General features: G+C 65.3%; 14 protein-coding genes and 2 pseudogenes. 3 read left to right on the top strand and 13 right to left on the bottom strand.

Features of this window, described 5'->3' with window-relative positions; genetic code table 11:
* Positions 1 to 372 precede the first annotated feature (372 nt).
* Both LEL84_RS03720 and LEL84_RS03725 read right to left on the bottom strand, forming a co-directional pair.
* Positions 373 to 1,959: a ParB/RepB/Spo0J family partition protein gene (locus tag LEL84_RS03720; RefSeq protein ID WP_226513383.1), complete on the bottom strand. Its 1,587-nt coding sequence runs from the start codon at positions 1,957 to 1,959 to the stop codon at positions 373 to 375.
* Positions 1,960 to 1,971: 12 nt separating this feature from the next.
* Positions 1,972 to 2,598 carry a hypothetical protein gene (locus LEL84_RS03725; protein WP_226513384.1) on the bottom strand — a complete coding sequence of 209 codons (627 nt, stop codon included), beginning with the start codon at positions 2,596 to 2,598 and terminating at the stop codon, positions 1,972 to 1,974.
* 435 nt (positions 2,599 to 3,033) lie between these two features.
* Here LEL84_RS03725 and LEL84_RS03730 point away from each other — a divergent pair.
* Positions 3,034 to 3,278 (top strand): annotated as a pseudogene (locus tag LEL84_RS03730) (hypothetical protein).
* A gap of 276 nt (positions 3,279 to 3,554) precedes the next feature.
* Here the strand turns inward: LEL84_RS03730 and LEL84_RS03735 are convergent.
* From LEL84_RS03735 to LEL84_RS03750, 4 genes and pseudogenes are all read right to left on the bottom strand, one after another.
* Positions 3,555 to 4,940, bottom strand: coding sequence for an IS256 family transposase (locus tag LEL84_RS03735; RefSeq protein ID WP_159370889.1), 1,386 nt, complete (start codon positions 4,938 to 4,940; stop codon positions 3,555 to 3,557).
* 467 nt (positions 4,941 to 5,407) lie between these two features.
* On the bottom strand, positions 5,408 to 6,580 hold the full coding sequence (locus tag LEL84_RS03740) for a L,D-transpeptidase (protein WP_065632065.1): 1,173 nt from the start codon (positions 6,578 to 6,580) through the stop codon (positions 5,408 to 5,410).
* 436 nt (positions 6,581 to 7,016) lie between these two features.
* Positions 7,017 to 7,259, bottom strand: a pseudogene (locus LEL84_RS03745) (M23 family metallopeptidase); the annotation flags it as partial.
* 301 nt (positions 7,260 to 7,560) lie between these two features.
* Positions 7,561 to 8,400 carry a F510_1955 family glycosylhydrolase gene (locus tag LEL84_RS03750; protein WP_035718240.1) on the bottom strand — a complete coding sequence of 280 codons (840 nt, stop codon included), beginning with the start codon at positions 8,398 to 8,400 and terminating at the stop codon, positions 7,561 to 7,563.
* Between the two features lie 664 nt (positions 8,401 to 9,064).
* Here LEL84_RS03750 and LEL84_RS03755 point away from each other — a divergent pair.
* Positions 9,065 to 10,015, top strand: a complete 951-nt coding sequence (locus LEL84_RS03755; RefSeq protein WP_226513385.1) for a M56 family metallopeptidase — start codon at positions 9,065 to 9,067, stop codon at positions 10,013 to 10,015.
* A 28-nt stretch (positions 10,016 to 10,043) separates the two neighbouring features.
* Here the strand turns inward: LEL84_RS03755 and LEL84_RS03760 are convergent, their stop codons facing one another.
* Complete coding sequence (locus LEL84_RS03760) at positions 10,044 to 10,697, bottom strand: DUF305 domain-containing protein (protein ID WP_042375754.1); 654 nt, start codon at positions 10,695 to 10,697, stop codon at positions 10,044 to 10,046.
* A gap of 269 nt (positions 10,698 to 10,966) precedes the next feature.
* Here LEL84_RS03760 and LEL84_RS03765 point away from each other — a divergent pair, with 269 nt between their 5' ends.
* Positions 10,967 to 11,902, top strand: coding sequence for a M23 family metallopeptidase (locus LEL84_RS03765; protein WP_005179985.1), 936 nt, complete (start codon positions 10,967 to 10,969; stop codon positions 11,900 to 11,902).
* A 22-nt stretch (positions 11,903 to 11,924) separates the two neighbouring features.
* Here the strand turns inward: LEL84_RS03765 and LEL84_RS03770 are convergent, their stop codons facing one another.
* From LEL84_RS03770 to LEL84_RS03795, 6 genes are all read right to left on the bottom strand, one after another.
* Positions 11,925 to 12,272, bottom strand: a complete 348-nt coding sequence (locus tag LEL84_RS03770) for a metal-sensitive transcriptional regulator (protein WP_005195356.1) — start codon at positions 12,270 to 12,272, stop codon at positions 11,925 to 11,927.
* Positions 12,269 to 14,431 (bottom strand): copper-translocating P-type ATPase, encoded by a 2,163-nt coding sequence (locus tag LEL84_RS03775; protein ID WP_226513386.1) that lies wholly within the window; start codon positions 14,429 to 14,431, stop codon positions 12,269 to 12,271. Before LEL84_RS03775 ends, LEL84_RS03770 begins: the two co-directional genes overlap by 4 nt.
* Positions 14,428 to 16,782 carry a heavy metal translocating P-type ATPase gene (locus LEL84_RS03780; RefSeq protein ID WP_226513387.1) on the bottom strand — a complete coding sequence of 785 codons (2,355 nt, stop codon included), beginning with the start codon at positions 16,780 to 16,782 and terminating at the stop codon, positions 14,428 to 14,430. The genes LEL84_RS03775 and LEL84_RS03780 overlap by 4 nt, the downstream gene beginning before the upstream one ends.
* 77 nt (positions 16,783 to 16,859) lie before the next feature.
* A complete protein-coding gene (locus LEL84_RS03785; protein WP_226513388.1) occupies positions 16,860 to 17,810 on the bottom strand; it encodes a hypothetical protein in 951 nt (316 codons plus the stop codon).
* Positions 17,811 to 17,902: 92 nt separating this feature from the next.
* Positions 17,903 to 18,109, bottom strand: coding sequence for a heavy-metal-associated domain-containing protein (locus LEL84_RS03790; protein WP_005195294.1), 207 nt, complete (start codon positions 18,107 to 18,109; stop codon positions 17,903 to 17,905).
* Between the two features lie 103 nt (positions 18,110 to 18,212).
* The gene (locus tag LEL84_RS03795; RefSeq protein WP_055477279.1) at positions 18,213 to 19,481 is read right to left on the bottom strand and encodes an MFS transporter; all 1,269 of its coding nucleotides are present in this window, start codon (positions 19,479 to 19,481) and stop codon (positions 18,213 to 18,215) included.
* Positions 19,482 to 19,483 lie beyond the last annotated feature (2 nt).

The following is a 19,483-nucleotide window of genomic DNA, read 5'->3' on the forward strand; positions in this document are numbered from 1 at the left end:
ACCCTCCCTGTGTGTTCGGCAGCGAAAACTCACCGTCGGAACCGGTGGCGCTGGCGACTGCTGACGACAGCAGTCGTTTGATTTCAACGGAATTCGGGTTCGTGTGCGGACACACGGCCGGCGGACGGGGACGAACGGTGACCAGACCGACCACAGGCATGGTAGGTCATCCCGGTCACCGACTGTCACATCGCTCGACAGACCCCGGATGCTGTACTTCGACAAAGCCTGTCGGGCGGTTCGCCGCTGAGCACAATCCACTTGGAACGCGCGGCTGCACAATGCGTTTCGTCACACGTGACGAAACGCAACCTGCGGCCATGTTCACGACATAGGCAAGGACTCAGTCTAAGAGCGGCTAGCGTCGGGTGTCTAGTCGAGTGGCACGTCGGCGGCCTGCTTGTCACCGGCGATGACCTGCTCGACGTCGGAGAGGGTGTAGCCGGTCACCTCGACGAGGAAGTGCAGGTAGCCAGCGCGGGCCTTGACCTGGCTGCCGCCGAGGTAGTTGCGGTCACCGACGTTGCGCCAGGCGTCTTTCCACATGTGCGCTTCCCGCGACGCAAGCGCGATGCCGAGTCCGATGATCTGGGCGCGGTCGGCGGTGGTGGCCTGCTCGATCAGCTCGGCGGGCTCGCCTCCGAGGATCGTGGCCGCGATCTCGGCGGCGTTGCCCTGCATGCTGTTCGCTCCGAACATGTCGTGATGGGCGCGCATCGATTCGGCGATGAACTTCGCGACCTTCGGGGCGCTGCCCTTCGGCAGGGTCTTGCGGGCCAGCCACGCGGTCAGCATCTCGATCCGCACCTCGCGGGCGGTCACGCTCGCGGTGTTGAGGACCCGCACCCGGCGACGTTCCTGCTTCCGGGCCTCCTTCTCGTCATCGCTGAGGTCAGCGGTGGCGGTTGCGCTGCTCGGGGTGCTGCTGTAGGTACGGAACCTCATTCCTAGGTCGCGGAACTCGCTGACATACCAAGTGGTCTCGATTGACCGGCTCGCCTGGCGAGTGAGGGCACGCGGGTCGTGCAATCCCTCGTCGGGCTGGGCGTCAGCGGGGGTGTCCTCGTCGGTGAGGTCCAAGTCGATCAGGTGCTCGTCGATGCTGTTGCCCTCGGCGTCGACCCACCCTTCGGTCACGTCGGCCCACACGTAGGCGAGACGCTGACTCACTGGCACGTCCTCAATCTGTACGGGCTTACCCTCGGCGGTCTCGATGTGTTCCAACTGGGCGCGGGTGTGCCGGTGCTCGGGTCTACGGGTCACGGCCTCGATGCCGTCGGCGGTGTAGACGGCGACCTGGGCCAGCAGCTCGACCCGCTCGTCGGCGTTGTCGGCCAACTGCTTGGCCTGATGCTCGAACACGCCGCGTGCGGCGGCGTCTAGGAGCCATTGCTGCGCTTCGGGGTCGTGGTCGTAGGCCGCGACGGTCGCGGACTGCTCCAACGTCAACCCCGCTCCCTGCTCGATCAAATCCAGGGTCGTTTCGGACTTCGCCAACGCGAGGGTGGCGTCCACGTCCTTCTTCTTGGTGCGGATCGTCTTGGCGATCTTGGTCGCCGACATCCCGGCCAGGGAGAGTTGTTCGATCGCGGCCACGCGGTCGCGGGTGCGGAGTCCTTCGCGCTGGAAGCTGGCCAGCTGCTCCACGATCCGGTCGATGGTCAACGCCTTGTCGTCGGCGTCGGACGCGACCGGCACGACGTAGACCGGGACGGTGGCAAGCTCGGTTTCGCGCGCGGCCAGCGTGCGGCGCTGCCCGTCGCGTACCCGGACCTCGCCGTCGACCTCGACAGCGAGGATGGGTTGGCGCACGCCGTCGCGGATCGAATCGACGAACTCGGCGGTCAGGGTGGCCTCGGCCTCGGTGCGAATGTTGGTGTCGATGACCAGATCGGCCGGGTTGAGGTGGCGCAGCTCGCCCGTCGCGGTGACGGTCTCGGTGGTGGTGTTGTGTGTCATGGGGTTTCTCCCTTACTGTGGTGGGTGAGACCCCGGCCAGCTTGACCCTGGCCGGGTTTTCTTTTGTCCGCGTACCGGATTGCGACGCGGAAGCTTCTTTTGCAGGTCGCCGATCTCTTCCCAGTGGGCGATCGCGTCGGCGGCGGCGAGGGCGGGGGACAGGTCGTTGTTGTATGCGTCTTTCCAGCCGAAATCGGGCAGGTCGCGGTGGCTGAATCCGTTGGTGCGTCTGCGGATTGCTCGGTCGACTCCGTACATCCACACGGCGAATTCGCGGTCGCCGTCGGCCTCGGTGAGGCGGTTCGGTTCGTGCTGGGCGATCTGGTCGGCGGCGGCGTCGACGTTGGCGGGGTCCTTGGTGGCGATCCAGGCGTTCATGTCGGTGGGTCCTTTCGGGTTGTTGTGCGGGTTAGTCGTGGGTGAAGGTGCGGCCTGCGCCAGTTGGTCGATTCCGCAGCATTCGCAGAGCCAGTAGCCGGGTGGGTCGATGTCGTCGGCCTGGGTCAGGTAACCGTGATCGGCCATGAACGCCAGGACCTGGGCGGTGCTCTCGGTGTTGAGGGCGGTCATGTCTCCGTAGGCGACGGCGACCGCGCAGCTGTTGCACAGCTGGTAGGCGGTGGTGGTGGCGCTGGTCATGGTGACCCCTCCCGTTGTGAGTGCTGGTTTGCGTTTGCACTGGCCATCTCTTTGCCGGAGGGAGTGGGCTGCAAGGGAGGAAGTGAAAAAGTCATCCGGGCCGTAGGCCTGCAAACCCGTAGGGCGGGTTAGTTTTTCACGCCCTTGCGGGCCGCGAGTGGAGGTAAGAGAATGCGGCAGGGCAACGCATACCAACTCAGCCCGAAGGGCTCAGGGCGCGGCGTAGCCGCTCCGATGAGGTGACGGCGCAGCCGGCAGACAAACCGCAACCGGTCGGGGCCGGCGACCTCGTCTCGGGAGGTCGGGCACACCGGACGCACAAGGCAGTCGGGGTGATTGTGCGGGAGCGACGCGGGCCGCGGTAGGGCTCGGTGTCGCGGCAGCACAACGTCGTCTTTGAAAGTGGGCGCATCTCGTGGCGCTCACGCCCTCGTGGTGGGTGCGGCGGCGGATGCCGAGTCGATCAGTACTGACGTAGAAGCCACGGCGGGTGGCCTCGAAGCTCAGTGCGGATACCTGGCCTACCCAGACTCCGATGAGATCGTGACACCGGACGGCAAAGGTCGCTTTAATTCGTTTCAGAATGGCTCATTTACCCCACAACTGGCGCACATCCTGTCAACGAACCTATTATGGACATTTGGGCGGATGCTGGATATGAAGCCGGAAAGTGGGGTTAGCCCATCGCCGCACCGGTCATCGACCGCATCAACAACAAGGTCTTTAGGGTCCTCTCCGAAATGCTCGGCCATCAGAGGTAGCGCGGTGGATCGACCGTAGGGTCGTCGTCGATGGTGTCGACGTGCGGGTCGGCGAGAATGTTGGTAACCGCAAGGGAGCTGGCACCGAAGGTGGCGAAGTGCGGGTTGACGTCTCTGACGACACTCCGTGCAGAGCTTGTCAAGATGTCTGTGTAAGAACGTGACTCCTGGGTTTCCTGTGGTTGCTGGTTGGGTCTAGTTGAGGTGGGGTTCGATGCGGTCGGGGTAGGCCAGGGCTAGTTGCCCGAGGGCCTGTTTCCAGTTCGTCACGACTTGGCCCTCGACGAGTCTGCCGGGGGCTCTGCGCGTGGCGGCGGGCTTGCCGCGTTCCTTCTCGCGTTGCCGGGCCCGTTTGTCCTCGATGTCGCAGATCGCCAGCCACAGCAGTTTGCGCGCCGCGAGATCGTTGGGGAAGTGTCCCCGATTCTTGATGACCTTGCGGAGCTGGTAGTTCAGCGACTCGATCGAGTTGGTGGTGTAGATGACTTTGCGGAGCTCGGGCGGGAACGCCAAGAACGGAATGAACCGGTCCCACGCTCGATCGAAAGCTGCTGCGGCACTCGGATATTTGGTCCCCAGTTCCGAGTCTCGGAAGGCTTCCCATTCGCGGCGGGCGGTCTCGGCGTCGGGGGCGGTGTAGATCGGTTTGATCGCCCGCGCGACCTCTTTGCGGTCCTTGTAGTTCACGAACCGCATCGAGTTGCGAATCAGATGCACCACACACGTTTGCACCGTGGCCAATGGCCAGGTCGCCTCGATCGCCTCGGGGAACCCGGTCAACCCGTCGCAGCACACGATGAGCACGTCCTTGACGCCGCGGTTGGCCAGATTCGCACACACCCCGGCCCAGAACTTCGCGCCTTCCTCGGCCTGAATCCAGATGCCCAGCACGTGCTTGACGCCGGCCATGTCGACACCAATAGCGATGTGGGCGTGCCTGTTTCGGACATGACCGCCGTCTTTGACCTTCACCACCAGGGCGTCGAGGTAGATGACGGGATACAACGCCTCCAGCGGCCGGTTCTGCCATTCATCGACCGCGTCGAGGACCTCGTCGCAGATCTTCGAGATCGTCTCATGCGACAGATCGGTGCCGATCGTCGAGGCCAGATGATGCTGAATGTCGCGCAACGTCATGCCACCGGCATACAGCGAGATGATCATGTCGTCGAGCCCGCCGAGCCGGCGGGAACCCTTCGGTACCAGGCGTGGGGTGAACGTGCCGGCACGGTCACGAGGAACGTTCAACTCGACCGGCCCGGCCGCGGAGTCCACCGTTTTCGGGCTCGACCCGTTGCGGGCGTTGGGCAGTTGCCGACCGGCCGGATCGCCCTTGGCATAGCCGAGGTGATCGGTCAGCTCGGCCTTCAGGCCGCGTTCGAGGGCGAGTTTGATCAGACCCGGGATCAGGCCGCCGTCGCCGGTGATCTGGACCTGGCCGGTATCGATCTGGGCCAACAACTCATCGACCATGCCCGAGGCCTCCAGCGCCTCGGCCACCTCCGCGGTCGAACGCGGCTCAGCCAACTCAGGCAGCTGCTGACCGTCGTCGTGCTGCTTATCGTCTAACGCCATGCTCATAGATTGTCCTCTCACTGATGAGCACTGGACTTACACAGACCATCTGACACCCCCTCCGTGCACGGTCCGCCGGCCAAACGAACGCCGGGATCGGCCAAGAAGACCCGAACGGCGCGCGGCGTGGTTGTCGTCCCACGCGGCCAGATCAGCCTCGCCTCGCACAGGTAGTACCGACGGACGCTATGCCGCCGCTGCTCGTTATTGATGTTGATCCTCACGGCACCGGTTCGCCCGCACAGGGTCTCGACATGACTGACCAACGGCCCTCGTGAATTAACCCCTGGCTCAGTGGGTGACCGGTAGTAGCACTCGTCGCGAGTGGTGGTGTGCTGCATTCGAGCGAAGTTCTGTACACCGCGAGAAGCGCCTGAGACAGTGAGCGGGTGAGCCCGTCGTGAACTCGCCCCGGCCGTGCATGGTCGGAAGAACGTGCTGAGCGTCGACGAACTCCAGCCAGGCGGGGGCGCCTAGGTGTCTGCGTTGCCGTTCTTCCATTGTGGCCACGGGATGTTCCAATCGCCGAGTCCATCAACTCCCGGCAGTGTGTCGGCGTTGGTGTTCTTGACCGTGACGGGGTCACCGCGCAGGGTGTTCTTCACGAGCCATTCCGCGTCAGTGGGACTCAGGTTTGGGCAACCGTTGCTGACGTTGCTGCTGCCTTGCGCCGACATCGACCACGGTGCGCCGTGCATGTAAATGCCGCTGTAGGACATTTGCACCGCCCATTGAACGGGTGTGCGGTATCCCGCTGCGGACTCGACAGGCACTCCGTAGGTGGACGAGTCCATGATGATGTGCTCGACGCGATCTCCGATCATGTAGATACCGCGGGGCGTCGGAGTGCTGTCTTTGCCGAACGAGGTCGGCATCGTGCGGATGACCTTGCCGTCTCGTTTGACGACTATCGTTTTGGTGTTGTCGTCGGCAACGATTTCCTGAGCTCGGCCAATCGTGAAGTCGTAGGACAAGTTCTCGTCGCCGTAGAGCCCGTCGCCGAGGTCGACTCCGTAAATGTTGACGGCGACACTGACTTTGGTGCCCGGCGTCCAGAAGCGTTCGGGCCTCCACCGGACTTCGGAGTCGCTGATCCAATAGAACGCACCCCGCATCTGGGGGTCAGACGACACGGTGATCGCCGCCTGTGCCTTCTTTCGGTCGGGGATGGGATCGGCGAACCGCACCCCGACTGTGTGGGCGATCCCGACGGTTTTCTCGCCGAGGATGGCAGCGCTGGTCAGTGACTCCGGTGAGGTCGTGGTGAAGCGCTGCGAGACGACCGATCGACCGCCCACGCCCACGGCCTCGGCTTGAACGGAATACCGCTTCGAATATCCCAGGGGTTGGGTGCTTGTCCACGTTGAGCCGTCCTCGCTCAGTGAGCCCGCCAAGGGACGGCCGCTGGCTGTGGGGATACGGACTTTTGTCAACGCGCCGCGGCTGGCCGTGACAACAATAGGAAGCCCAGGTTCGACAACCGCGTTGGGCGCGAGTCGACCGCCACCTTCGGTGGCCACAGCAATGGAAGGCTGTGCGATGTCGGCGAAGCTGTCAACGGCCTGAATCTCGTTGCTGTAGGCGGCGCCTCCGGTTGAGCTGCACGAGGTCAATAACATCACCACAGCCGTCAGGGCTGCGAGCATCAGCAGTCGCGGAATACCTGCCCGGACCGACCCGCGGCATCCACGAGCGCTCGAGCACTGCGGCTGCGCACCGTAAGCCGCCAAGAGATCACGTGGCTCTTCGATAGCTCGAGTCCTTCTTACGCGGCCCATCGATTGTGGCGAACCCTCTCACTCGGCGCCTGGACTAGGTTTACTATCCACGATAGTAGTTGAATGCTGTGCGCTCCTCTACCCGCTGCACAGCGCGAGAGAAGGTTCGAAACGTCTTCGTGGTGGGCGACCGCCGAGCGGTCACGTCGACCTCATTATTGCCGTGTGGCGACACCCCACAGGTAGTCCCCGCCGATGCGTGTTCGCCACCGCTCGCCGACGTCGAGGCCGTGGTGCGACCACTCTCGCGACACCTGCGGGACCACTCGTCCTCATACCTCCCGCGCGCCGATAAGGCGGGTCGTCCGACGACGTAGACTCCCCGGGTTCTCAACCACGGTGCAGGATCGAGTTTGGGTCCATCTTGCTGCCACACCTTGTAGTGCAGGTGTGGGCCGGTGGAGTAGCCGCGGTTTCCTACCGTTGCGATCTGCGCGCCGGCCAGGACTCGCTGCCAGACGCTCACCAGTGTCTCGCTGATGTGCCCATACACGCCGATCGTGCCGTCGTCTTGCAGCACTCGCATCCACAGCCCGAAGCCGGCGGCCTTCGATAACCGTCCCCGCCCAAGGCGATCTTTGAGGTCGCGGGTTCGGTGTGCTCACGCAGCTGTGACACGCGCAGCAAGTTCGTGGGGTAGTCGGGGCTGCTCGTCTCATCGATAACGACAGTGACGTCTTCGAAGACGTGGCGTTTCTGGGTGCCGTCAGGTGGTCGAGAGTGACCACCCAGGTCGGCCGGGTGCCACCGTCTGTCAGATCCTGCTTGTGGAGTGGGTGGAGTGGACGTGATCAAAAGCGCGTCCGGATCTGAGTCGCCTCCTTCCTTCGTTGCTCCACACGAGTCCGTTAGCTGAGCGTGTAGAGCAATTGTTCGTTTGCGGCGTATGCATTTTCGGCGTTTCTGGCGACCAGCGCGTTGACACTATTGATGGTGCTGCGTTGTTCCCAGTGTGTGCCGTCTGGGCTGCGCCAGACGGTGTCGGCGGTGTCGATGCCCCAGAGCGTGCCATCGGGTGCGGCCGCCAGGAGAGCTAGGGCCGGCGCATCGGGAACGGTTGTGAAGGTCTGGGCGTCGTCGGTGCTGTGTTGCAGGCCATCTGGGGTAGTCGCCCATACGCCGCGGTCGGTGATCGCGAGTGCTGCTGCGGCCAGGGGCGCGCCGGGGGTCCAGCTTCTCCCGTCATCGGTCGATACGAGCAGGCCGTTGATTCCGTCGAAGCCTACGAGTAGTTGTCCGTTGGTGGCGAGCGCGTGGAAGTCGATGTCGCCGGCCACCGATCTCGGTGTCCATGTCTGCCCGCCATCTTCGCTGGCGACGAGTCCCAGCGGGTTGGGTGCCGAGCTCCGCGGGCCGGGATGGCCGGAGGCGAAGATCCGATCAGAGCCGGTTACCCCGGCCAGTCCCATGAAGTCGTCGTCGGAGACGCCGACCCGGCTGGTGGTTCCATCTGCGGTGAGGGCGATTACGCCGGTGTGAGTTCCGGCGAGGATAGTGCCGTCGGCGCGGATGTGCAGGGCGTGGAGGTGGTCGAGTTCTGGGGTCAGTGTTGCGCTCTCTGCTGAGGTTGCCGACGGTGGTGGGGATGTGGGTTGTTCCCGGGTGGAGCAGCCGGTTAGCACAATCAGCGTGGCGATGACTGCGAGGACGACCGCAGCGGTGCGGTTGGACGGGTTTGAGGCAGGCAAGCGGCTAGGACTTTCGTGTGGGTAGGACTGAGTTCGGGCGTGGGTGGTGTGGTGATCGGGGTGGTGGCGAGACCGGGTAGGAGCCGCCCTAACCCTCTGGGGGTGTCGTGGTCACGACTTCTGGATGGGGGTGGAAGGCTGTGAAGGCTTTTGGCCGCAATGCTTTTGGAGGACGAGGGAGATGAGGACGTTGCCGAGGTGGTGACGTGCCCCGGAGAGGTCGCCGATCGCAGCGAGGTGGCGGACGAGACCGATGTGTGCGGCGAGGTGGCGGCGTCGGTTCGAGGTGACGCTGAGGTGGTGGGCGCGGTGGAAAAACTGGTGGGTCGAGTATGGCGTGGGTGCTCGGTAGACGTCGCGCATGGCATGCAGATACTGACGACGGTGGTCGTCCGGGGGCGAGTGCGTCCCCCTCGGGTTCTCGGTCACAGCGCATCCCTCGAACTAGTACGCGCAGGCTGGGTCAACCCGCGTCATCTAACTACTATAGGGCCTAGTAATTGGCGGCGCGGTGGGTGCTGGAGTTGCGGCGTCACGGACGAGCCCCTGGGGCATACTGGCTGGTGGTGCAGGTGGCGGACCGCCGGGAAGGTGTATTGAGCGTGGGTCTCAGCGAGCACGACGGCGGGCGTCGAGGATCGAGGCGAACGATGGGTGAGCATCCATGAGTGCAGCGGTGGTGTTAGTTGTTGCCGCAGGTGTGCTGGGCTGGCTGTGGCCTCGATGGATGGTTCGGGTGCAGGGCCGTATCGATGCTCGTTGGGTGTTGGTGGCCTGGCCGGCCGCGCAGGTCGTGTTTGCGTTGTTGTGGGTGGGAGCTGTTGTGACGCTGGCGGTTCCCGGTCATTTCGGCATCCATTCGTTGTCTGAGGTGGTGTCGTGTCTGCGGGTGTTGTCACACGGCGCATCCCCGCGGGTGGAAGCGATCTCTGGTGGCGTGCTGGCGGTGGTGACCGTGGCAGCGATTGTCCGAGCGGTGACGATCGCGGTGCGATCGGCGGTGCGGATGCGTGGTGCTCGTGAGGAGTATCTTCAGTCGTTGCGGTTGGTGGGCGCCCGCAGTGAGCGCTATCCCGATGTGTGGTGGCTCGCCGACGGGCGGCCGATGGCGTTTTGTCTGCCGGGCAAGGATGCCGGCATTGCCGCCACGACCGGGTTGCAGGCGGCGTTGTCCGGTGAGGAACTCGATGCCGTCGTTGCTCATGAGCGCGCACACCGGCGGCAACGTCATCACACCGTGGTGTTGGCGGCCCGCGCTCTCGGGCGTGCGTTCCCGCTGATTCCGTTGTTCAGCCGCGCGGGCCGTGAGGTCGCCGGCTTGGTCGAGCAAGCCGCCGATGCCCGCGCGGCCCAGCTGGTGGGTGCGCGGGCGGTCTGCTCGGCGTTGGGAACGTTGGCCCGTTCGGGACCTGTAGCGGGCCCGGTGGGTGTGTTGTCGATCAGCGATTCGTCGTCGGTGGGGCCGCGGCTGAGCCGCTTGGACTCCGGTCACCGGTGCCGGTCGCGGCGTCATCATGTGGGTGCCGCCGCGGCGGTGGCTGGTGTGGTGGCGGTACCGACCACGCTGGCGGCATCCGGTGTCGTCGCGGCGATGGTGATCGCGATGTGTGTGTAGCCGAGGCAAACCCGGGCGGGTCGGGCCGCTAGGGGTTGTTGAGAAGCTGCTGCATCCTGGCGATTTCACTTTCCTGGTCAGTGACGATCTGGCGTGCCAGCGCGATCGCCTCGGGCGATTGGCCGTCTTGAATCTCGGTCTTGGCCATGGCGATGGCGCCGCGGTGGTGTTCGATCATCTGGGTCAGGAACAGGCGCGACGCCTCGGCGCCTTGCGCGTCGCGTAGCTGCTGCATCTGTTCTGGCGACATCATGCCCATCATCGACGGCATCGGGGAGGTACCCGGTGCCATCGAGGTACCCATGTCCATGTTGTGCCCCTGGCCCTCGAGTGGGGCTCCCCATTGCTTCAGCCACGACTGCATCTGCTCGATCTCGGGCTGCTGAGCGTCTTTGATCTGCTGGGCCAGACTGACGACCTGGGGGTTGATGTTGTCCTTCTCCAACAGGATGTCGCTCATCATGATCGCCTGGGTGTGGTGCGGGATCATCTGCTGGGCGAACGAGATGTCCGCGCTGTTGTGTTCGGCAGTGGCCGCCGCTGAGGATTCGGTACTGGCCGCGCTGGTACCCATCCCCGACATCGAGGAATGATCCTCAGTCGAGGTGTCCGAACACGCGGCCACCACTGTCAGAACAGCCGCCGCGGCAGCAACGACGACACCGGTTCGTGTGACTCTCATCGATCTCCTCCTCAAGGGTGATACTTCGCCACCGCCCGGCGGCGCTTCGATAACAATTCTACTAACACCGATAGTAGTTAGTCGCCTGCCCGGCACCCACGAAACGGGCGGTGAACTGCGCAAACAAAGCCGCTAATGCCTGATTAGTTCGCTTCGTAGTGGAGCCGCGTGTGACTGGTGGGGCACAAGTGACTTGTGGTGTGATCTCGCGGGTACACGCATGGCACTCGTGCGTGGGTCTACGACGTCCGCGGGAAAGGTCCGACCGCATGCAGATGGTGTTGACATCGCTACGGGTCAAGGCGGGGCAGCAGTGGGGCCCCAAAGCGCTGGGGGTGGCGGCGGCGGTGTGCGTGGGCGTTGCGCCTGTGATTGCCACCGCACCGGCGGCGGCCTCAACCGATGGACATGTGGCCGGGGAGCTGATCGCGATCGTGCAGGACTCGGTGAAGGCCGCTTTGGGTGGTGCCGCGGCGGCGAATTTGGGGAAGCCGATCACGCAGACGGCGTCCTGCCTGGGCGCTCAGGCCCAGTCGGGCAGCGTCGGCGATGCGGGCAGTGCAGCCGCACTGCAGTGCTTCGGCACGTTTTCGCTCATTGATCCGATAGACGGGTTCCGGATCATCGACGCGTTACCGCTTGCTCGGCTGGTAGCCACCCTGATCGCCGCAATCGTGCCGCACGATCCGAACGAGCCGCATGGCCCCCAGCCGCAGGAACCCGGAACGCCGACACCGCTGCTGCCCGGTAGTGGCGGTGCGGTGGCGCCGACTGCGGGCGAGATCACGTCCACCTTCGGTGACGGACGGGGCCATCAGGGCATTGATATCGGCAATGATCTGGGCGCGCCCATTGTCGCGGTAGCTGACGGGGAGGTCATCACCTCCGGACCTGCCGAGGGGTTCGGGTTGTGGATGCGGATCCGGCACGATGACGGCACGATCACCACCTACGGCCACAACGACGAGAATCTGCTCGAGCAGGGCGCGCGAGTACGGATGGGCCAATCGATCGCCACAGTGGGCAACCGTGGGGTCTCGACCGGCCCGCATCTGCATTTCGAGGTTCTCGACCCGACGGGAGTCAACGTCGATCCGGCACAGTGGCTGGCCGATCGCGGGGTGGTTCTGGCGATGGCCGCTGATGCAGACGCCCGCGCGCCGGGGCCGGTGGTGCCGCAGTGGGTCGGCGAACCACGCCTGTGACGAACCCGGCGTGGTGGGTGGCTCAGGAACGAACGAGGCGAGCGATGGCCGCCGAGGCTTCAGCGATCTTCTCCTGCGCCTCGTCCCCGCCGGCGTGGGCGGCATCGAGCACACAGTGGGTGAGATGGTCGTCGAGCAAACCCAGCGCGACCCCCTCCAGCGCCTTGGTCAGCGCCGAAATCTGGGTCAGGATGTCGATGCAGTACTGCTCCTCGTCGACCATCCGATAGATGCCTCGGGATTGCCCCTCGATGCGCTTGAGGCGGGCCAGGTATTTGCCCTTATCGCTGATGTAACCGTGGGAAGAGTGTTCCGAGGCAGAGGATTCTTCCGGGGTGGAGGATTGTCCCGGTGCGGACGCAGCGGTCATGGACTCACCTTCTCAATGGATCTCGGTCGGTTGTGCTGCAGTCCACGCACTGTACTCGCGCCTGGCTGCAGGTCGAGTCGGCGTAACAGTTGCGCGTTGAGTGCGACCACGACCGTCGAGGCTGACATCAGAATCGCTCCGACCGACATCGGCAGGACGAACCCGATGGGCGCGAGAATTCCGGCGGCCAGCGGTACAGAGATCAGGTTGTATCCCGCTGCCCACCACAGGTTCTGCTTCATTTTTCGGTAGCTGGCGTCCGACAGCTCGATGACCGACAGCACCGAGCGGGGGTCGTCGCTGGCGAGGATGACCCCGGCCGAGGCGATCGCGACGTCGGTGCCGGCCCCGATCGCGATGCCCACATCGGCCTGGGCCAGGGCGGGGGCGTCGTTGACGCCGTCGCCCACCATCGCCACCTTGCGGCCTTCGTGCTGCAGTTCGGCCACCTTGCTGGCTTTGTCTTCCGGCCGTACACCGGCGAACACCCGATCGATACCGAGGTCGTGAGCGACGGTGTGCGCCACCGCTTCGGCGTCGCCGGTAATCATCACAACCTCGACCCCGCGGGCGTGCAGCACCTCGACGGCTTGGCGGGATTCCCCGCGCACCTCATCAGCAAGTTTGAGAGCTCCAATCAGCTCAGTGTCGCGGGTGACATGCAGGATGATTGCGCCGTCGGCGCGCCAGCGATCAGCGATGGCCAGTTCCTGATGGCCCTGTTCCTCGAGCATGCGGGGCCCGCCCACCCGCACTGTGGCGCCCTCGACGCGAGCGGTCACACCGACCGCCGGTGACGAGGTGAAGTCGGTGGCCGCCGGCACCGGCCGCGCGCGGTCTCCGGCAGCTGCGACAATCGCTCGCGCCAACGGGTGCTCACTGTCGGCTTCGGCGCTGGCGGCCAGGGTGAGCACGGTGTCCTCATCGACGCCGTCGGCGGCCGCGATCTCGATGACGGTGGGCTCACCCTTGGTCAGGGTTCCGGTCTTGTCGAACAGCACCGCATCCACAGTGCGCATGGCCTCAAGTGCCAACCGGTCTTTAACCAGCACGCCGCCGCGGGCGGCGCGTTCGGTGGCAATGGCCACCACCAGGGGGATAGCCAAGCCGAGTGCGTGCGGGCAGGCGATGACCAGCACGGTGATGGTTCGAATCACCGCCTGGTCGGGTTGGCCGATGACCGTCCACACGATGGCGGTGATGATCGCTGAGCCGAGCGCGAACCAGAACAGCAGCGCTGCGGCGGAATCGGCCAGCCGCTGGGCGCGGGAGGTGGAGTTCTGCGCGTCTGCCACCAGGCGCTGAATCCCGGCCAGCGCCGTGTCGTCGCCGGTGGCGGTGATCTGGACCCGCAGCCCCGAGTCGGTGGCCACCGTGCCGGCCACCACCTGATCGCCGATGCCGCGGCGCACCGTGCGCGATTCTCCGGTGACCATGGATTCATCGAGCTCGGCCGAGCCGTCTACGACGCGACCGTCGGCCGGCACGCTGGCCCCCGGGCGCACGATCACCACATCTCCGACCTGCAGCTCACTGGGAGCAACCGTGGTGATCTGGTCGCCATCGACGCGTTCGGCCTCATCGGGCAGCAGCGCGGCCAGCGAGTCCAGGGCCGAGGTCGTCTGGGCCAGCGACCGCATCTCGATCCAATGCCCCAACAGCATGATCACGATGAGCAGCGCCAGTTCCCACCAGAAGTCCAGTTCGTGGTGCAACACACCGATGCTCGCACCCCAGGACGCCACGAAGGCCACCGTGATCGCCAAGGCGATCAACAGCATCATTCCCGGTGCACGCGACCGCAGTTCTGAATAGGCGCCTACCAGGAACGGCCGCCCACCCCAGCAGTACATCACCGTACCCAGCACCGGTGAGACCCACTTCAACACTTCACCATCGGGTAGGTCATAGCCGATGAGCATCGCGAACATGGGCGAAAAGGCCACGACCGGCACAGCCAGGGCCAGCATGATCCAGAACAGCCGCCGGAACTGCCCGACGTGATCACCATGCCCCCCATGCCCAGCGTGATCATGGTCTGCGCGGGCGCGCTCAGCATGGTGATCGTGGTGGTTGTGTGACGCTGCGGCGAGTTGGCCGTGGTGGCGTTCATCGGCGGCGTCGTGACCGACGTGCTCAGGGGAAGAGTGCTCGTTCATGCCGCTACCTTATACCCCTGGGGGGTATATGTCGAGGGGTTGGTGGGTGGAACTGTGGACGATGAGTGGGGCGGGCTGGTGAAGGCGCGCAGCCGCAGGCTGTTGCTGACGACGAACACGCTGGACAACGCCATGGCGGCCCCAGCCAGCATGGGGTTGAGCAGTCCCAGCGCGGCCAGCGGTATCGCGGCGACGTTGTAGGCGAATGCCCAGAACAGGTTCATTTTGATCGTTTTCAGAGTGCTGCGTGCCAAGGCGATCGCGTCGGCGGCAGCGTTGAGGTCGCCGCGGACCAGGGTGATGTCAGCGGCATGCATGGCGGCGTCGGTGCCGGTGCCCATCGCCAGCCCGAGATCGGCGTGGGCCAGGGCAGCGGCGTCGTTGACGCCGTCGCCGATCATGGCCACAACCTTGCCGTCGGATTGCAGGTCGGTGATGACGGCGGCTTTGTCGGCCGGCAAGACGTTAGCGATGACGGTGTCGATACCGACCTCAGCGGCGACGGTGTCGGCGACGGTCTGGTTGTCGCCGGTCAGCAGGATGGGCGTCATACCCAGTGCGGTGAGCCGGGCGATGGCGTGTGCGCTGGTGGGTTTGATCGCATCGGCGACCGCCAGGACCGCATGGGCGCGGCCGTCCCAGGCGACGAGTACGGCGGTCTGTCCGGCTTCCTCAGCGGCGGCCTGTGCCTCGTTGAGGTGGGGGTCATCCACGGCGATGTCGTGTTCGGCCAGCAGCGTCGGACGCCCGACGGTGACAACTCGTCCCTGGACCGTGCCGCGCACGCCTCGACCTTCGAAGTTGCGGAAGTCGTCGACCTCGTCGAGCTGTCCGACTTCGGCGGCTGCACCAGCAGCGATGGCGGCCGCGACGGGGTGCTCGGAGGCGTTTTCCACCGCTCCAGCGAGGGCGAGCACGTCGGCGCGAGTGGTGGTGGGGGAGGTGGTGACCTGGACGAGTGTCATCTGTCCCGTGGTGACCGTGCCGGTTTTGTCGAGGACAACGGTGTCGATGGTTCGGGTGGATTCGAGGACTTCGGGGCCTTTGATCACGATGCCGAGTTGGGCTCCGCGGCCGGTACCGACCAGAAGTGCGGTCGGGGTGGCCAGTCCCAGAGCGCAGGGGCAGGCGATGATCAGCACAGCGACCGCGGCGGTGAACGCCGCTTGCAGGGGATAGCCGGCGCCGATCCACGCGCCGAGGACTGCGATGGCGACGGTGATGACCACCGGCACGAAGACGCTTGAGATCCGGTCGGCCAGTCGCTGGGCGTGGGCTTTGCCGGTCTGGGCGCGTTCGACCATCGCGGCCATTTGCGCGAGTTGGGTGTCTGCCCCCACGCGGGTCGCCCGCACCCGTAGGTGTCCGCCGGCGTTGACTGTCCCGCCGGTCACGGTGTCGGCGGGGGCAACCTGGACTGGCATCGACTCGCCGGTGACCATGCTGGCGTCAACTGCCGAGGTGCCGGACACCACCACACCGTCGCTGGCGATCTTCTCGCCGGGCCGCACATTGAACTCGTCGTCGACGGCGAGCTCGCCGATCGGTATCCGATGCTGGTGGCCGTCCCTGACCACCGTGACGTCTTTGGCGCCCAGCTCCAACAAGGCCCGCAACGCCGCACCGGCTTGCCGTTTGGACCGCTTCTCGAAGTATCGGCCGGCCAGGACGAACATCGTGACCCCCGCGGCGACCTCGAGGTAGATGTTGCCTGCACCGTCAGAGGCGCCGACCGTCAGGGTGAATCCGTGGGTCATGCCTGGTTGTCCGGCGGTGCCGAAGAACAACGCATACAACGACCACAACAGCGCCGCGGTGGTGCCGACCGAGATCAGGGTGTCCATGGTGGCCGCGCCGTGGCGCAGGTTGAGCAACGCGGCGCGATGAAACGGCCAGGCCGCCCACACGATCACCGGCGCGGCCAACGTCAACGACGCCCACTGCCAGTAGGTGAACTGCAACGTCGGGACCATTGCCAGCGCGATCACCGGTACCGAGAGAACCACCGCACCGATCAGTCGGTGACGCAAGGCCACGAGCTCCCCGTCGTCGTCCGAAGGGTCGTCGTCGGGGTCGGCGCCTGTGGGAATGGCGGGCAGCGCAGCGCGGTACCCGGCCTGTTCGATGGTCTCGATCAGCAGGTGGGGGTCGACACCGGCGCGTGCGCTGACGTGAGCTTTTTCGGTGGCGTAGTTCACCGAGGCGCTCACTCCGTCGAGTTTGTTCAGTGTGCGTTCGATGCGTGCCGCGCACGAGGCACACGTCATGCCCGACACGGCGAGTTCGACATCGACGGTGCCTGTCTGCTCGGCGGTGGCCGCAGGTGGGTGGATCGGAGCTGAGGTGGTCATGGGGAAGTTCCTCGAAGGGTGAGCGCCTCGGCGCAGTGCCTCGGTGCAGTGGCCCCGGGGTGGCGCTGGTTAGCGAGTTAGTGTCCGGCGTGCGGATCGGCCGAGGGGGCCGTGGAGTTGGTTGTCGGGGCCGGGGCGCCGGTGGGGGCGTCGAGAACGAAGGTGGCGGTGTGCACAGCGCCGTCGACCTGGAAGTCGAGGTAGAGCAGATAGCGGCCCGGGGTGGGGGCGGTGGTGGCGAAGCGGACCTGTGGTCCCGCGAGTTGACCGGCGGTCGGTGCCGCGCCCTCAGGGTGAACATGCAGGTAGGCCAGGTCGCCCTGACGCAGAGCCACCAAGTGACCGAAAGCGCCCAGATACGGCTGCAAGGTAGTGACCGGTTGTCCTGCTCGCCGCACGGTGACGGTCAATTCGGACTCGGCTCCCGCGCGCAGGTGCCCGGCCAGCTCGATGTCGAACCCGTCGACGGATGACTGTCGTGATTCGGCGGCGGCTGGGGCCGGCCGGTAGTCACCGCTGACTTCGACGGTGCTGGTCAGGGTGAGGGGTTGACCGGTGGCGGCGGGCACGAAGTCGGCATAGATCCGGTAGCTGCCTCCCGTCGCCCACTGCCAGGGCAGCGACCAGCGCCCTTCGGGCGAGAGAGTGGGGTGCACGTGTCGAAAGTAGGCGCCATCCGCGCGGACGACGATCAGGTGCAGCTGCTTGTCGTGCTCGGAGGCGAAGTCGGTGACCGCGGCCCCGGCGGCGTCGAGGATCTCAAAGCTCAGCGGTGCTTGCATCCCGGGCGCATGGGGTGCCACCACATTTCCCAGGATGAAGCCGCCTGCTGCCAGCGAAACCCCGCGAACCTGATCGGCACCGGGGGACGCAGATGATGACGGTTGGGCAGTGTGGCCGACATGGGTGGACTCGGCCGACGACGGTCGTGGCCGATCGGGTGCGACACCCGCGGCGATGGCATAGGCCGCGGCGAAAACTATCAGCAGAGCCGCAGCGAAGACGCCGAGCTTGGTTGGAACATTCATCGTTGGATTCCTGTCATCGGTGGTGGCGACACCCACGCCGCCCGGGAGAGGCTGAAGTCGCCAGTGGGGCAGACACTTCAGCCCCTCGTCGGCTACTGCGCCAGGTGGTAGCCGGCCTCTTCGATCGCGCCGCGGATCGCGTCGGCCTCGATCGGGGCCGAGCTAGAGATGGTGACTCGCCCGCTGGCCACGTCGACGTCGACGTCAGTTACGCCGGCCAGTGCGCCGACTTCTTCACGCACCGACGCCGCGCAGTGCCCACACGTCATTCCGGAGACGATCACTGTCGATGTGCTCATGAGATGTGCCCTTTCGGTACAGCAGTGGTGCCAACGACCCTCAGGGGGTCTGTCGCTGTGGCGTCTCGCCACACCACCGTTATACCTTACCCCCCTAGGGTAATCAATGGGTTGTGGTGGGCTGAGCTTCGGTGGGGGCGGCGACACTGAGCCATCCGCGGCGGTGCAACAGCAACAGGGCAGACGCCGCCGCCATGCCGGTGAGGACTAGAGCGATCCACACCAGTTCGGGCATGTCGCGGGTGGTGGCCGCGCTGAACAGCCACCCGGTCGCGGCGTTGCCGAGCAGAATCCCGATCCCGACGATGGTGTTGTAGAGCCCGTAGTGGGTGGCGACAAGCGTGCCGCGGGCCAGTCCCACCACCGTGTCCATTTCGAATGGGAACACTGCTGCGGTGGCGGCGGCGAGCAGAGCTGCGGTGAGTAGCAGGGCGGCGATGTTGAGGGCGATGTTGCGCTGATGCGTTGCGGTGCTGGCGACTAGGGGCAGGAAAGCTGCAGCCATCAGCGTCATTCCCACGCTCAGGCTGCCGGTGCTGCCCCAGCGGTTGCCGAACCATGTGGTGATGCGTAGCTGGCCGGCGATGGCCACCAGACCGGTCACCACGAACATTGCGGTGACAACACTGGTGGCGAGGGTGGGGTTGTCTGCTATGCGGTCGGCATGTAGGGGCAGGGCGAGGTAGACCTGGAAGGACAGCACGTAAGAGCTGGCCATCGCCGCAGCGAAGAGCAGGAATCGCCGGTTACGGACGACGCTGCGCCAGTCCTGAATGATTGAGGTGCTGCTCGGGGCCGGTGCTGTTGCGGGTAGCGCTTTGATCTGCACGAGGGTCAGGACCGCGAAAACTGCTGCCGCACAGAGAGAGGTGAGCCGGAAGTCCAGGGCGGTCAGGGCTAGTCCGACCAGCGGCCCGAGCAGGATCCCGGCCTGGTAGAAGACGTTGAACACGGCGAATGCTTCGATGCGCCGCTCACCGGCGTCGGCGGCCAGGTAGGCCCGTACGGCGGGGTTGAACAGCGCCCCGGCGAATCCCGTTGCCGCCGAGGCGATCAGGATCGCCGGCAGCGAACTGACCAGGGCCAGTAGGACGAATCCGATGACCCTCATCAGGCATCCGGCGATGATGAGCGGTTTGTAACCCCAGCGGTCAGCGAGTGTTCCCCCGATCAGGAACATGCCCTGTTGGGAGAAGTTGCGTATCCCCAGGACCAGGCCCACTGCCCATGCGGCCAGGGCCAGCGGGCCGGCGAGGTAGGCGGCGAGGTAGGGCATGAGCATGTAGAAGCCGAGATTGATGGTGAACTGATTGACCATCAGCACTTGGCTGGGGCGATCGAAGCTGCGGAAACTGCGGTAGATGCGTCGCATAG

This window comes from Gordonia sp. WA4-43 (assembly GCF_020520305.1).
GTDB classification, from domain to species: Bacteria; Actinomycetota; Actinomycetes; order Mycobacteriales; family Mycobacteriaceae; genus Gordonia; species Gordonia hongkongensis.